General features: G+C 76.0%; 1 protein-coding gene. It reads left to right on the top strand.

Going from position 1 to position 459, the window contains the following annotated elements; genetic code table 11:
• Nucleotides 1-14 precede the first annotated feature (14 nt).
• Nucleotides 15-459: ketoacyl-synthetase C-terminal extension domain-containing protein (locus ACLQ2X_RS28435; RefSeq protein ID WP_425684147.1), on the top strand; the 445-nt coding region annotated here is incomplete at its 3' end.

Raw genomic sequence — 459 nt, 5'->3', positions numbered from 1 at the left:
CTGGTGGGGTTCGGGTGGCGGTGCGGTCGGTGCCGTGGCCGCGGCGGGAGGGCACGCCGCGGCGGGCGGCGGTGTCGTCGTTCGGGGTCTCGGGCACCAACGCGCACCTGATCCTCGAAGAACCCCCCACCCCCACCCCCACCCCCACCGCCGGCGTTGGCGTTGCCGGTGGTGGTGGTGGGGTGGGGTCGGTGTTGGGTGGTGCTGTGGTGGTGTGGCCGGTGTCGGGTCGTTCCGCGGCGGCGGTGTCGCGGGTGGGGCAGGTACTGACGCGGTATCTGTCCGATCGTCGTTTCGACGCCGCGGCGGTGGCGGCCACGCTGGCCGCCCGGGCCGGGTTCACCGCCCGGGCCGCGGTGGTGGGCACCGACGACGGGCAGTCGATGACCGGGCTGGCCGCGGTGGCCGCCGACGAACCGGCCGTGAACGTGGTCCGGGGCACCGTCACCGACCGGGACC

This window comes from Micromonospora sp. DT31 (genome assembly GCF_049841795.1).
In the GTDB taxonomy this organism is placed as follows: domain Bacteria; phylum Actinomycetota; class Actinomycetes; order Mycobacteriales; family Micromonosporaceae; genus Micromonospora.
This window is presented reverse-complemented; position numbering and strand designations above follow the sequence as displayed.